Genomic DNA, 13,392 nt, shown 5'->3' with positions numbered 1-13,392 from the left:
TGTCAAGTAGGTGCTTGCTGTCCATTTATTAAGGCGGCAGATGGTTTCTCTGCTCCATCAACTTTAGTACTAGGCCTTTAGTAATGCATATGTAGCACAACCAACTACCAGTGCTGCTGCTGTAACTGCAACCACTGCTATAACGATAGGTATCAACTGAGCTGCAATTATTCCAGTTGTAAAAAGTGCCACTGCTATAGCAGTGCCTAATAATCCAGTTACTCCACCGGCAATCTTTGCTTTATTACGCGCTTTTACAAAAGAGCCTCCTCCTGCGTCTAATAGAGCTTTTACTACGTCTTGACTCTTAGCATGATCTAAAGGAGTCTTTCCATCTTTATCTACTGCATTAACTTTTGCTCCTGCTCCGATTAAAACCTCTACTATCTCTTTGCTATCAAACAAAGGAGCATAGTGCAAAGCAGTCTTTCCATCTTTATTTACTGCATTAACTTTTGCTCCTTCTTTGAGTAAAACCTCTACTATCTTTTTGCAAGAAATAAAGTGCAAAGCAGTGTACCCAATTTTATCTCTCACATTAACATCTGCTCCTGCTCCGATTAAAACCTCTACTATCTCTTTGCGACCACGAATAGCAGCAGAGTGCAAAGCAGTGCGATCAAACCCATCTTTCGCATTAACATCTGCTTTTGCTCCGATTAAAACCTCTACTATCTCTTTATAATCATGCCAAGCAGCACAGTGCAAAGCAGTTTCCCCAATTCCACTGTTCTCATTAACATCTGCTCCTGCTCCGATTAAAAACCCTACTGTCTTTTTGTAACCATTCTTAGCAGCTATAATTAATAACGTCTGCTTTTCGTATAGGAGAGTATCAAATGCATGATTTACATCAAATTTATCTTTCTCCCACTTTTGATATAGATCTTGATTCTGTTCCTTTAGTTCTTCTTGTATTTTCTGAATTATATTATCTTTATTTAAATCTTCCTTAGCCTCAATCGTCTTCAGTACTGTTTTCAGTGATTCATATTCTCCTGTCATGATTTTACCTTCAATATCAAACTATATGTTTAATTATTACATGATTATGATAAAAAGTCGATTAAAACAAGCTAATAACTGGGATTGTGAATAGTAAATTAGATTCAAGTAGCCTCTGTGGTGTCATTCAACTTCGTTGTCATCCCAGTACTGGGATCCAGGAACCAGCGTCACGCGCTGGAATGACATTAAATAGTTTTCCTTAAAATTTGAGTTATGCAAGCAGCCTCTTTGGTGTGATTCGAGTAGCTGAAACTGGAATGAAATTATTGCTACTCCCACTCAATAGTTGCTGGTGGCTTGGAAGTTAAATCATACACAACTCGATTTACTCCGGAAACTTTGTTAACAATTATACTACTGACGTCTTGCAAAAACCTCCAAAATACTAACGAATGTTGATCTTTATTTTCAAATGGAAATGCATCAGCTGTCATGCTATCAGATGAAGTCACAGCCCTTAAAGCGCAAACATATCCGTATGTACGATTATCTCCCATAACTCCCACAGTTTTTACTGGTAACAGTACAGCAAAAGCCTGCCATATTTTATCATACAGATCATAATTTTTCATTGTGTTGATATATATTTCATCTACTTCTTGCAATATTCGTACCTTTTCTTCATCAACCTCACCTATGATCCTCACTGCAAGTCCAGGCCCAGGAAATGGATGTTGAAATATTATCTCATCTGAAAGCCCAATTTCTTTGCCAAGCAGCCTTACTTCATCTTTAAAGAGATAGCGTAAAGGTTCTACTAGTTTCAGATTCATTTTTTCTGGCAACCCACCAACATTGTGATGAGATTTAATTGTACTAGTGTTTCCTGAAGCGTGCCCTGATTCAACTACATCAGAGTAAATGGTGCCTTGCATTAAAAAATCCACATCACCTATTTTTTTTGCCTCTTCTTCAAATACTTCGATAAAAGTATTGCCGATAATTTTTCGCTTTTCTTCCGGATCAGTTATTCCCTTTAACCTACTTAAAAACAAGTTTGATTTATCAACGTAATTTATTGGAATTTCTTTTAACATAGCAGTGGTCTGGCTCTTACGCAATAACCCAGTATCGATAAAAATACAGTTTAATTGTTTTCCTATAGCTTTGTGTGTAAGAACTGCTGCAACACTTGAATCAACCCCCCCACTTACTGCAGCAATTACTTTTTTCTCCCCTACTAAGTTTTGAATTTTTTCCTTCTGTTTTTCAACGAATGACTTCATTGTCCAATCTCTCTCACAATTTGCAATATCTAAGAAATTAGAGAGAAGTTTACTACCATTTGTCGTAGGCTTAACTTCAGGATGGAACTGAGTACAGTAAATCTTCCGCTGTTCGTTGGCAATTATTGCGATTGTTTGATTTATTATACCTGAGGCAATAGCAGTAAATCCTTGCGGTATAGTTTCGACACTGTCTGCATGGTTCATTAGCACATCGACTTCGGAATTAACGTTCCAAGTATCCTTTATAATTGGGGATTCTTTTAGTATCTTGATTTTAGTTTTGCCAAATTCCTGATTGAATTCTTTTCTTACCTTTGCCCCGAAATAATGACAAATGAGTTGCTGTCCATAACATATTCCAAGTATAGGAGTGTTTATTGTTTCGTTAAGTTTTATAATTTTATGTGCTACTTCACTTACTTCAGAGCAATTGTCATTTACAGATTGCGGTCCTCCAGAAAAAATAAATCCATTGAATTTTGATACTGTTTCGAAATCGATATTGCTTGGAAATATTTCACAGTAAACGCCCATTTCCCTGATTTGTCTTGCAATAAGCTGTGTAAACTGTGAACCAAAATCAATAACGGCAATTGCTGACAATGTGCTCCTCCATATTATTTAAAGCAATATTTGATAATAAAGAAAACAATAAAGTAAGTAAACTAAGACCTGTTTAAAAACTTTAATATATGACTAAAGTAACTTAAATTTACCGCAACAGATTTGTGATTAAGCTGTCTTAATTATCATTCTGATACTCTCTTCTTATCATAATAGCAACCCCAACATCTTTCCTTAAGTTGATGCCATTGCCTGAACGGATACGTTTAATATATATATAAATTCCTATCTTTTATATCTAATAAACCAAGTGTTGGTACGATTGTTGCTTTCAGGAAGATGACGGTTTCTACTGTCTTAGCCAGTTTTTTTGACTTTTGATGCAATAAGTTTTGGTTATCTTTTCTATGCTCTATAAGCCCACCAATTACCATAACTTCGCCGCTCTTAATTTTTAACGTAGAGTGCATTTCTCTGGTTTCAATAATTGGAATGTCACTATTTAATTTCATTTTATTCTGCTGTGCGACATATTCTATATTTGGGTCTTTAGTGTAATCGTTAATTCTTGATAAGGTTGGATGTATATCCATGAATATTTCATTAGTATCAATGTTAATGCTTGGGTGGATTATTAACACCACACCTATTGGAGTGCTATTCATCTTGGTAATTAAGGCATGATTGGAGTTTCTGGTATCTTTCTGTATATCGGAAGTAAAATAGATATGGTTTTTAGTAAATGAAATCATTGCTTGCTGATTATTTATAGCATGTACTCTAGGGCTTGAAATTACGGTTGAAGTGCCAAATTTATTTAAAATTTTTACTAAATCTCCTAAATCACTCACACTAGAGTTAATTGCTAGGTCAATAATAGAGTTACCTTGATTTGTTATAGATTTGGTTTCATTATGCAAATCATTTAAGTTGATACCAGAAAGGTATTTATCGTCTAATAAAACTTCAACTATTTTGGCCTCGATCATTACTTGAGAAGACGCCAATTTCTTAACTTTATTAATATATTCTTCAACAGCTTTGTGAATATCTTTTCTAGCATTTAGAATAATGACACCAGCTTCTCTGTTGGATGAAAGAAACTCACCATCATCTACTCCGTTAACATCCATTATTGCATTTAAGCCTTTTTCTAATGAATTCCATAAATCACTACTATATTGAGATTTCATATAGTTTTTATCACCATCACTGTCGGTAATATTGTTACCAATGATAAAACTCCTTTGCGCAGAGTGTTGAATATTGATGAAGTCTACGTAATAATTTTGTGCATATGGCAAATCTTGTTCAATTCTAATTACACCATTATTCATTGAGTAACGCAATTTGGCGCTGTTGGCTATATTCTGAATTACTTCGTTTATGTTCTTATCTTTTAGCTTTAAAATAATATTACCTGATATTTTGGGATCTATGTCTAAGTTAACGTCAGAAAGTTTTCCTATCTCAATCAGTAAATCCTTTACTGGTACTTTTTCATCAACATTAATCGAAAGAAACTGATTACTGGTTGTAAGATCGGGAAACTCTACCGGTAAAGGTATCATTTCTGGTATTGCTGGTTCGTTATTCTTCAAAGGAGTATTATATTGTTGCAACGAATAATCGTGCTTATAATTGTCTATATTAACAGAATGTTGCTTGTTAGGTAGATGTGTACAAGAAATAATGAAAAGGAGTATTAAACATTTTAAAATAGCCATGAGGGCAGCATACAAATCTATACTAATAGTTTTCTATAAAAATGTTAAAAATGTATTTAATTGTATCCGTTCAGGGGAGTGGTTTAAGAAATGATAGATAGGAGATTATGAAAAGGGTTTAGCCGTATGGAAGTGGGATGAAAAGAAGCACTGGTTTCACATGCGTCTGAACAGACACCATTTTACAGCATTTTAAATTTGTCCTGTGCAATGTTTGTACAGTTGCGATAAAAATTACTTGACAAATTTTGACAGCTTTGTTATTTTGATAGTGAAGATATTCTAGAGCTCGAAATCTATCTTCGTCTGCAGACTTTTCAACTTAATTAATTTATAATCTCTAATTAAAGTATATTGTACTTATGTATAGATAACTTCTATCATAGCTATGTACATTTTTCTGAGTTTTTTTGTATTACTTAGGAGGATCATCATGTTTAAAATCATGGATTACGCATATCATTGACATAAATGCCTTAAAAGGACAGATGGTACCTACGTCCTCTTTATATAGATTATGTATTTGTTCAGATACGACTAAATTGTGTCTAGTGTAGAAAAAATTAGACAAATTCAGCCTTATATAGAACCAAATTCAACGGAAGTAGAATTATCCTCATTTCCATAATAGTAAGGATTTGCTTCTTGCGTATTATTAACAGCAGTTTTTAATAGTACTTCCTTATCACTATTCCATGCAACTTTCTCCATAATTGGAATATAATCCTTACACTTTTGATTATCTCCACAATCCTTGATTTTACTATCATCATTTAGATAACGCTTCAATGCATCATAGTATACTTTAGTGTTATTACCCTCTTTATCTATCATTTGTCCTAAGGTATTAACAAGTATCAATGGTGCAACTTGTTTTGCTTTTACAACACTTGTTTCACTGGACTCTCTAAAGAGATTAGGACATGCTCCTCTGGAAAAAAAGCTCTTGTTGAATTCTGGATTACTACGGTAAACGTTCGGGTAACAGAAACTCTTAATCTCTTCTTCTTGACACGCTAACTCTATTTGATCATCCACACATTTTTCACATTCTATATTACCAAGCCAGGATATTGAATTAAGATCCTCTGTAAAGGCAAATTTAAAATTTACTGCACCATAATTACCATTTGCTCCCTCTTCTATATATTTTGCAATCTTAGGATTACTGTACATCTCAGGATATAATTCCTTTAGTAAATCAGATGCACTAAAACCTTGACAACCTATCTTATTATCAACTTTATAAAAATGAGAATATGGCCCACAATTTTCATACTTGGAACAATCTGAGGTTACTTTTCGAGATGTAATTTCTCCATTTTCATTCTCTCCTTCATCAGTAACAGGTTCGCCCGTATCAATTTCACCTTCTCTATCGGTAACAGGTTTATCTATACCACTTCCTTTTTTACATTCTTCAGCTATTTTTTATACCACTTAGTCTCTGCTGATGATTGCTCTACATTTTAATTTCCGTAGCTGTTCACAACATTACACTCTGGAACTATATACCTAATATCGCATGCTGATTTCTCTCTTTATCTTCTGCAAATTAATTAAATGAAGGGCATTAAGTATCCACACTACTAAAAAAAGTGTGGTACAAAATATAAACATTGCAATGAGTGGCAGCAGTAAAGAACCTTCTATTGCTACTCCACCTTTTCTAAAAATACTTGCTGGCTGATGAAGAGTAGACCATAAATTCACAGAAAATTTTACTATGGGAATATTTATAGCACTAAAAATGGCAAATACTGCTGATGATTTCTCTGCTCTTGCTTGATTATCAAAAGCGCTCCACAATGAAAGATAACCAACATACAGAAAAAACAAAATCAGCATTGAAGTAAGCCTTGCATCCCATACCCACCAAGTACCCCATGTTCCTTTTCCCCAGACGCTACCTGTGATTAAGCATATTGCCGAAAAGACTGTCCCTGCAGGAGCAGCAGCATGTGCCAAAACACTAGCAACGCTATTGTTCCACACCAATGAAATGAAACTGAGTGATGCAATGAGTCCGTATATTCCAAGAGCAAGCCATGCAGAAGGCACATGAAGATACATAATTCGTACAATTTCTCCTTGTTTATAATCTCCTGGGGAGAAGAATAATGCCAAGAACATTCCAATTAAAAAACATGCGAAACAAATAACCCCAAGCCAAGGTAGAGCTTTTTTAGCAAAAGAAGTGAAATTTGTAGGCTTTAATAAAAACATTCGTTTTGAGAATAATTGTGTTAAGAATTTATCAATTAGTTTGAGTTTTATCAACAAGATAGTTTTTCTATATTTACGTAGTATAATAAATTAGCACAATTTCAGTAGCAGATTGCTTGCTATTATTTTTATTATAACGTTGATGACCCTTAAAAAGCTTAACCTACACTTAGTGTCAGATTCAAGTGGTGAAACTGTTATATCAGTTGCAAAATCAGCTCTGAAACACTTTCGTTCTGTAGAAACGATCGAATATGTTTGGTCTTTCGTAAAAGGAGAGGAGCAGATTGACAAAATTTTAGAGGAAATTAATAGAAAAAGTGATGAGCATAATTTTGTTATATGCACTATTACTAATGATGAGCTAAGAAAATATCTAAAAAATAATTGTATAAAGCTAAAAATTCCCTACAGAGCGATATTATCACACATTATTAGGGAAATCTCATCCTATCTTGAAATTGAAAAAGACGAAAAACTTGACTTACATGCTGAGATAAATAACGAATATTTTCAGCGCATTGAGGCAATAAACTATACCATTAATCATGATGATGGACAAAATATTCAAGATATTGATAAAGCCGATATAATTTTGGTTGGAGTTTCACGCACATCAAAATCTCCCACCAGTATGTATTTAGCTTACCGAGGCTATAAAGTTGCAAATGTTCCTTTTGTTAGCGAGATACCCTTTTACGTCGACTTAGCAAAATTAAAAAATAAACTGACTATAGGAGTAACAATAGACGTAAGAAGGCTAATAGAAATACGCAAAAATAGACTGACTTCAATTAATAATGAAGGTAATAATATATATGCTGACCCTAGAAAAGTAGAAAAGGAAATTAAAGAAGCAGAGGAGTTCTTTAAGCAAAATAACTGGCCAATTATTGATGTCACGCAAAGGTCAATCGAAGAAGTATCAGCAACAATTATACAGTATTTTAATAAAATGTGAAAAATTTATCAATTGACTAACTCTCTGTCAGTGATCATAATGTAAGGTAATTCTATTCTTACTGTAGATATGAAAGTTAAAGGGTCACTAAAATCTCATCGTAACAGAGATAAAAATTGTAAAGTTGTGAAAAGGGGTGGTAAGGTTTATATTATAAATAAGGTAAAGCCAAGATGTAAAGCGCGTCAAGGTTCTTAGCTTTTTGTTTTCCTTTTTATGTCATATGTTTTTCATATGGAAGCATGGTTAGAAAGAAACAAAAATTGTTGCATAGCACTGCCCATTTCTTCTCTTACATTATATTTTGGTATTAACATGATTACAGGCAGACGTGGCTTGTTAACATTAATTAACTTAAAAAAAAGAAATTAATTACGTGCGTCAACAAGTCCATGAATTTTAGTTCCACCCTAAGCCCTCTTGAGCTTGAGAATTTTTTCTATATATAGGCTGAGCATGAATGACATCTGATCATCAATTATGCAAATCTGGATCTTGTTGTGCATACTTAAGTCATTTTGCCAAAATTCCCTTTTTGCATCACCTTTTAAACCTCTTGTGTATACTTCTGTAATTGTGGTAAATTTTTGATCATTGGCAGCCACTTCTCCACACTGCTTCCATACATATTCTCAACTTCTTCTCGCTTTTACTGTGTATTCCTTTTGTGCTCTTTAAAACGGTACCTTCTATATATATATTTATTGTCATTAGGCTAAGTTACCGCTTTTTTTCCATTTTTATACTTCCTGCCCTTGATTAATTTGACCTGCTAACATTTTGTTTACAGGGCCTGCTATTAACTCTGCACAATTTATTCTTATGGTAAAAACTTCTTCTTCACTCTTATTTTTCCTTAACTTGACGCGTATGGTTTTTTAAATACTCCCGTCTGTCAAGGAATTTCTACTCATGAAGGTTATGGCTTGGAAGATTACTGAAATTTTGAAAAATGTAGTCTACTTCTATATTCAAATATATCAAGCAGTAATTCAAAATTAGCTATTGTACCTTTTGCACTATTATATGCAAGGTTGAGCAATTCTCTGTCCTCATATAAATCAGCAAATTTAAACTCCATGCACCCTGATTGTTTTGTGCCTAGAATATCTCCGCTACCCCTCAGCATCATATCCTTTTCAGCAATATAAAATCCATCTTGTGACTCACACATAATCTTTAACTTTGAATACGAACTTTTACTGAGATTGTCATATAACAGTACACAAAAAGACGGTTTATTTCCTCGTCCTACTCTACCTCTTAACTGATGTAATTGCGATAACCCAAACTGTTCTGCATTCTCTATAATCATAATAGTTGCATCTGGTACATCTATGCCAACTTCTATCACAGTGGTTGCAACAAGCAGAGAAAATTCATTCCTCTTGAAGGAAAACATCACTTGATCTTTCTGCTCTTGAGTTAGTTTTCCGTGTATTATTCCAACTCTATCAAAAAATGTCTTTTGTAGTTCCTGAAAGCGCATTTCTGCTGCGGCAATATTGAGTTCTTCGTTTTCTTCTATATATGGACAAATCCAATATGCTTTTTCGCCTCTATTTATAGCATCTTTCAGTTTTTGAATAATATCTGATACTTTTTTAACGTTCATAATAACGGTTTTTATTGGCAATCTAGATTTTGGTTTTTCCCTTAAAATAGAACATTCAACATCACCATACATAGCTTGCTGCAAGGTTCTTGGAATGGGAGTTGCAGTAACAAAAAGTATATCGGTATTTTCTCCTTTTCCTACCAACCGATTCCTCTGTATCACTCCAAATCGCTGTTGTTCGTCTATGACTGCGAGTCCTAAATTTTTAAATGTAACGTTGGCTTGAAATAATGCATGAGTACCAATTACTATATTTAAAATACCACTTGCAAGTTCGTTCATAATAATCTTTCTTTCCTTGCGCGCAGTTTTACCGGTAAGCAAAGCAACTTTTATATCAGTACAAGATAGAGCTTCTTCGATCCAATTATAATGTTGCTCAGCCAAGATAGTAGTTGGTGCCATTAGAGCTACTTGCATGTTATTTTCTACCACATTCAGCATCGCAAAGAGTGCAACTACAGTTTTGCCACTCCCAACGTCACCTTGCAGCAGACTTACCATGCGGTATCTGGATTTTTGTCTTTCTGAGATTTCATCTATCGCTCGAATTTGATCATTTGTTAATTGGAACGGTAATTCATTTAAGACCTGCTCTTTGTATTTACTCAATATTATAAATTCTTTTCCCTCTTTTTTTACATGATTTTCCCTTGCAAGCTTTAGTGCCAACTGGTACGCAAATAGCTCATCATAAGCAAGTCTTTCTCTGCAAACTTCTGCTTCTGCGAGTGAGCTCGGTCTGTGCAATCTTATGATGCTTTCTTTCCAATTCAGCCATTTCTTTTGCTTGATTAATGTTTCATCTATCCACTCTGGCAAATCAGGCAAATCTTTTAGATTAGAACTTATTATGTTTCTAATGCTCTTGTTAGTAATACCGCGACATAATTGGTAAACTGGCTCTATGCAGGCTATTTCTTTAAATAGATTGATATCAGATAACATATAATCTGGGTGAGTAATTTGCCAATGTTCGGCAAACTTTTCAAGTTTACCACTGATTACTATATCTGTTCCAACTGGAAATAATTTATACAAATATTTAACTGAGTAATTAAAAAAAACTATAAATAAATACTGACTTTCACTTTCAACGATTATTTTATATGGCCTACCTCTAACAGTGGGGCGCTGGTGCTCATACACTTTTGCCACAAAAGTTGTAAATTCTCCCACTTGAGCATCAGGTAGTGATTTACTTCTATCCACATAACTGAGCGGCCTATAAAACAGCAAGTCCATTACTCTGTCTCCACCGCAAAGTTTAGGCAATATTGCGGAATGAAACTTAGGTATATTCTCAATTTTACTATTTAGAAAAGTCAGCACACTTGACTGTTCATCAACATTCATACTGTGTAAAACCGTTTATTCATAATAGAGCCTTACTAAAATCCTGTCACCCTATTATGACTGTCTATGTTAAGTATATTATTGACATATTAACTATTTTTATGTATTATTATACTATCAGCAATTCATATCAAAGTATTAACAATGAACAACTCTACACAGGAAAAAAATGAAAATCCAGTAGTTACACTCAAAGCTCAGGCAGAAAAGTTTAATTTTAGTATGCTAAAAGCGCGTGAAGATAGTGTTGAAGCGAACTCTGGTTATCAGGCTTATCAAGACATTGACAGAATGGATTTTACTATTAATGGTCAAAGTGTAGATAAAATCTTAATTAAAGCACTGATAAATAAAGACAAAAAAGAATTTGACAAGGTTTGGGCAGAACATTACAAAAACGAAAAAACTCCTGACCATAAAAAAAATGACCAGTACAAAAAGAAATTTGAAGAATTTTACAATCGGGGCACAAAGTATACTCACCTATTACCAAAGGAAGAGAACGGAAATTATCGACCATTTGCAAAAGAAGTTTTTAAGGAAATGTTTCAATACGCTGGAGAAAGAGTTCCAAGTGATCCTATCCTCGAGGAGTTAATTGTTCATTGCAATCAAGCAGGGTATGAAGCTAGTGTATTGATAGAATCTCAAATTGCACTTAAACAATATTCATTTGTAGTACGTTCACCTGAAAAAGTTATAAATATCGATTATGTTAACCAAAATAATGTGAGTATTAGGTCTGAGATGAAACTACCGATACTCTTCCAAGAGAGTGATGGTCAATTCGGTGACAAGGTATGTGATCTATCCAGCTCACTGGAATTTACACTTGAATCTCAAGATGGGAAAGATGATGTGATATACAAAAATGGCAAATTGTCACTTACTGTGCCCCGGAAATTGAGAGATTACAAAATTGATGGCAGAAGTTTATTTGATATTATTAAAGAATATTTCTATAAATTCTGCGAGAAGTTAGGGTTCAAGTTTGAAGTAGAAATAGAGCATGATTTAGGTGATCCGATGAGCTACCTCGAAGAGGTAGCTCTGCCCATTCATAGCAATGAACACGAAAATACACCCTAAAACTAACAATTAAAATATCTCAAGTTCTGTTAGCTTATTTGCATAGTCAGTTGTACTAGACGCAACTTAATCTGACAGAAAAACTAATATCAATCTCTATGTTTGATGCTACTAATATTTTTCTAAAAAGCAATATGCTTGCTATCAAGAAAAGTCTGCATAGCAATATTTACCTAAATGAGGCCTTGTCTCAATTCCTAAATATAGCTGTGATTTTCTGGTTTATCATAGCCCATATCAGTCAAAATGCGCGATAATAGCACCATCAAAGAAAGATATATTAAAAAGATTAGCGGCAGTAATTGCAGTTTTCTCTGTTTGCCATAGCAACTCTTGAGTAGGTATCAATAATAATGATAATCTATATATCTGCTATAAAACCTCGAGATCCGTAGAATAGGGCTGACTAAGGTTCTCATACATTCCTGTATGCTGAGAACATAAAAGCTCTTTTGATTCTATTCCTAAATCCTCAAGTATTTGCTCCTGTTCAGCTATAAGTTCTAATAGCCCTGTTCCACTTTCACTTACTTCACTTCGTTCAAGACACATAAGTTCTGTTAACTCTGCTATGTCTTCTCTAGAAAGCTGATTTTTTTCAGAAAAAGTTGCTTCACTCATATGGTCCTCTTTTTGATATAAAGAGTATCTTATACAAGAGAATAACTAAAATAATCTAAACTCTTGTGTCATATTTGTAGCTTGGTGTAGTTATATGGTACATTTCAGATAAGAGTACTGATTATCTAATTGTAGGAGAAGACCTAGTCAAAATATAAAAAAGCAGTGGAATTGGGGGTGGTAAATTTTAGATGAAGATCAGTGGAATAAAGTGGTAAATTCAGAAGTGTCTGAATAACTGTGTGAACTAAGTTCGGAGGAGAATAGTATCAAGAAAGGAGAAAATTATATGGTCTTACCTTTATTGATGTATTAATTGAGAAGAGTTCTTAAAAGTTAATGTTTTGTTAGTTGTTTCATACTAAAATAGGCATATATAAATAATTAGGAGAATGTTATGCGGTCTAATTCCAATTCACTTAATAAATACGGATATGTATCTGATGCAAATGGATTGTCTCACCAAGAAATGGGAATGTATGATGATTTAGGAAGATATGAAGTTGCTGATGAAGATATGATGTACCAAAAAAACTATGGTATTATTGGTGATAGTTTAAAAAAAATAACAAATCTGACTGGAGATACAGCAAAGAGTATAGCAGATTACCTTATTAAACCTGTTAGTGATCAGGTTGCAAAGCAAATCGTTGTTCCATTAGGAACAGAGATTATAAGTAAAATTGTCGTACCTATTACAAAGAAAGTTGCAGAACAAAATCAAGACATGATAAAAGAGCTAACAGATAAACTCATGGTTCGCGTGGAAGATTTTGCTCGGTTACAAATAGAAAAATTAAAAGAAGACGTAAAGCAAGAGATAACATCAATACCAGGTAAAGTTTTAGAGAAGATAAAACCTTCTTCATGGCTTCCATGGAAAGCAGAAAGTTTGGATGAAGCTTATTCTGACACTTATGTACCAAATGATATAGATGAATTTGCATGGTAGAGCTTCAAGGTTTAGCAAAATGTTTTTTGGTTTATATTCGC

At 33.9% G+C, this 13,392-nt stretch carries 11 protein-coding genes; 4 read left to right on the top strand and 7 right to left on the bottom strand.

The window, feature by feature from the left end:
• Positions 1-69 precede the first annotated feature (69 nt).
• The 5 genes from ACE38P_RS02695 to ccmC form a co-directional block, all read right to left on the bottom strand.
• Positions 70-1,005, bottom strand: coding sequence for an ankyrin repeat domain-containing protein (locus ACE38P_RS02695; protein WP_374699450.1), 936 nt, complete (start codon positions 1,003-1,005; stop codon positions 70-72).
• A 272-nt stretch (positions 1,006-1,277) separates the two neighbouring features.
• Positions 1,278-2,840 (bottom strand): glutamine-hydrolyzing GMP synthase, encoded by a 1,563-nt coding sequence (guaA, locus tag ACE38P_RS02690; RefSeq protein WP_374699449.1) that lies wholly within the window; start codon positions 2,838-2,840, stop codon positions 1,278-1,280.
• A 227-nt stretch (positions 2,841-3,067) separates the two neighbouring features.
• Positions 3,068-4,528 (bottom strand): type II secretion system protein GspD, encoded by a 1,461-nt coding sequence (locus ACE38P_RS02685; protein WP_374699448.1) that lies wholly within the window; start codon positions 4,526-4,528, stop codon positions 3,068-3,070.
• A gap of 579 nt (positions 4,529-5,107) precedes the next feature.
• Positions 5,108-5,704: a hypothetical protein gene (locus ACE38P_RS02680; protein ID WP_241653902.1), complete on the bottom strand. Its 597-nt coding sequence runs from the start codon at positions 5,702-5,704 to the stop codon at positions 5,108-5,110.
• Between the two features lie 339 nt (positions 5,705-6,043).
• On the bottom strand, positions 6,044-6,754 hold the full coding sequence (gene ccmC, locus ACE38P_RS02675) for a heme ABC transporter permease CcmC (RefSeq protein WP_264377995.1): 711 nt from the start codon (positions 6,752-6,754) through the stop codon (positions 6,044-6,046).
• A 142-nt stretch (positions 6,755-6,896) separates the two neighbouring features.
• Between ccmC and ACE38P_RS02670 the strand changes: the two genes are divergently transcribed.
• A complete protein-coding gene (locus ACE38P_RS02670) occupies positions 6,897-7,715 on the top strand; it encodes a pyruvate, water dikinase regulatory protein (protein WP_264375245.1) in 819 nt (272 codons plus the stop codon).
• A gap of 69 nt (positions 7,716-7,784) precedes the next feature.
• Positions 7,785-7,913, top strand: a complete 129-nt coding sequence (gene ykgO, locus ACE38P_RS02665; protein ID WP_006015378.1) for a type B 50S ribosomal protein L36 — start codon at positions 7,785-7,787, stop codon at positions 7,911-7,913.
• A 736-nt stretch (positions 7,914-8,649) separates the two neighbouring features.
• Here the strand turns inward: ykgO and recG are convergent.
• Complete coding sequence (gene recG, locus ACE38P_RS02660; protein ID WP_374699447.1) at positions 8,650-10,689, bottom strand: ATP-dependent DNA helicase RecG; 2,040 nt, start codon at positions 10,687-10,689, stop codon at positions 8,650-8,652.
• Positions 10,690-10,833: 144 nt separating this feature from the next.
• Here recG and ACE38P_RS02655 point away from each other — a divergent pair, with 144 nt between their 5' ends.
• Positions 10,834-11,778, top strand: coding sequence for a hypothetical protein (locus tag ACE38P_RS02655; protein WP_374699446.1), 945 nt, complete (start codon positions 10,834-10,836; stop codon positions 11,776-11,778).
• 372 nt (positions 11,779-12,150) lie between these two features.
• Here ACE38P_RS02655 and ACE38P_RS02650 read toward each other — a convergent pair whose 3' ends face one another.
• On the bottom strand, positions 12,151-12,399 hold the full coding sequence (locus ACE38P_RS02650; RefSeq protein WP_007301923.1) for a hypothetical protein: 249 nt from the start codon (positions 12,397-12,399) through the stop codon (positions 12,151-12,153).
• Positions 12,400-12,796: 397 nt separating this feature from the next.
• Between ACE38P_RS02650 and ACE38P_RS02645 the strand changes: the two genes are divergently transcribed.
• Complete coding sequence (locus ACE38P_RS02645) at positions 12,797-13,351, top strand: hypothetical protein (protein WP_264704278.1); 555 nt, start codon at positions 12,797-12,799, stop codon at positions 13,349-13,351.
• Positions 13,352-13,392: the final 41 nt, after the last annotated feature.

The organism is Wolbachia endosymbiont (group A) of Limnophora tigrina (genome assembly GCF_964263225.1).
Lineage (GTDB): Bacteria > Pseudomonadota > Alphaproteobacteria > Rickettsiales > Anaplasmataceae > Wolbachia.
The sequence above is the reverse complement of the archived record's forward strand: the minus strand, read 5'-3'. Positions and strand labels throughout refer to the sequence as shown.

Bases quoted from the DNA above. Each gene is read 5' to 3' on its own strand.
- ACE38P_RS02695 (WP_374699450.1), bottom strand. From the start codon at position 1,005: ATGACAGGAGAATATGAATCACTGAAAACAGTACTGAAGACGATTGAG.
- ACE38P_RS02685 (WP_374699448.1), bottom strand. From the start codon at position 4,528: ATGGCTATTTTAAAATGTTTAATACTCCTTTTCATTATTTCTTGTACA.
- ACE38P_RS02680 (WP_241653902.1), bottom strand. From the start codon at position 5,704: ATGTACAGTAATCCTAAGATTGCAAAATATATAGAAGAGGGAGCAAAT.
- ccmC (WP_264377995.1), bottom strand. From the start codon at position 6,754: ATGTTTTTATTAAAGCCTACAAATTTCACTTCTTTTGCTAAAAAAGCT.
- ACE38P_RS02670 (WP_264375245.1), top strand. From the start codon at position 6,897: ATGACCCTTAAAAAGCTTAACCTACACTTAGTGTCAGATTCAAGTGGT.
- ykgO (WP_006015378.1), top strand. From the start codon at position 7,785: ATGAAAGTTAAAGGGTCACTAAAATCTCATCGTAACAGAGATAAAAAT.
- recG (WP_374699447.1), bottom strand. From the start codon at position 10,689: ATGAATGTTGATGAACAGTCAAGTGTGCTGACTTTTCTAAATAGTAAA.
- ACE38P_RS02655 (WP_374699446.1), top strand. From the start codon at position 10,834: ATGAACAACTCTACACAGGAAAAAAATGAAAATCCAGTAGTTACACTC.
- ACE38P_RS02650 (WP_007301923.1), bottom strand. From the start codon at position 12,399: ATGAGTGAAGCAACTTTTTCTGAAAAAAATCAGCTTTCTAGAGAAGAC.
- ACE38P_RS02645 (WP_264704278.1), top strand. From the start codon at position 12,797: ATGCGGTCTAATTCCAATTCACTTAATAAATACGGATATGTATCTGAT.